This is a genomic window from Leisingera sp. ANG-M1 (assembly GCF_000813745.1).
Lineage (GTDB): Bacteria > Pseudomonadota > Alphaproteobacteria > Rhodobacterales > Rhodobacteraceae > Leisingera.
Genome location: NZ_JWLC01000020.1, coordinates 195,371 through 196,214 on the forward strand (window position 1 = coordinate 195,371; position 844 = coordinate 196,214).

The window sequence follows — 844 nt, forward strand, 5'->3', positions numbered from 1 at the left end:
CCGCGCCTGAACCCGGCGGCCAGGTGCGGCTGACTGCGCAGAACCCGCGCCGAGCGGAAATGATTGGGATCATCGACTGGCGCATGGCGCAATGCGCGGCGCGCGGCGTCGAATTCCGGTTCAACAGCTGGGCTGAGGCGGGAGATGTGACGGCTCTTAATTCGGATGTTGTAATTGTGGCCACTGGCGGCATGCCAAACACCGAACTGTTCGAAACCCGGGGCGATGCCGTCAATGCGATCTCTGCCTGGGACATCATCTCTGGAGAGGTGAAGCCGGCGGCGCATGTGCTGATCTATGATGAAAGCGGCGACCACCCCGGCCTCATGGCAGCCGAAGCGGCAGCCAATGCCGGGGCGAAGGTAGAAGTAATGACGCCTGACCGGACCTTCGCTCCAGACGTAATGGGGATGAACCTGGTACCCTATATGCGCGCGTTGCAGGACAAGGATGCGGCATTTACCGTGGCACGCCGCCTGCTGGCGGCCGAACGCCGTGGCAACCGGCTGGTTGCAACCATCGGCACGGATTACAGCGGCCATACTTATCAGGCGGAGTATGACCAAGTGGTGGTTAACTATGGCACGATGCCGCTGGATGATCTCTATTTTGCGCTCAAGGATCGCGCGGTGAACCGAGGGGAAGTGGACTATGGCGCCCTGATAGAGGGGACGCCGCAGAAAATCTCCGCAAACCCTGCGGGGCAGTTCCAGTTGTTCCGTATCGGAGATGCGGTTTCAGCCCGCAATACTCATGCGGCAATCTATGATGCGCTGCGGTTAATGAAGGATATCTAGCATGCGTTTGGGATTTATAGGATGCGGCACCATTTCGTCGGCGGTGG

At 59.7% G+C, this 844-nt stretch carries 1 pseudogene; it reads left to right on the forward strand.

What is annotated here, in order from left to right:
* A pseudogene (locus RA19_RS17690) lies at positions 1–797 on the forward strand (N-methylproline demethylase); the annotation flags it as partial.
* Positions 798–844: the final 47 nt, after the last annotated feature.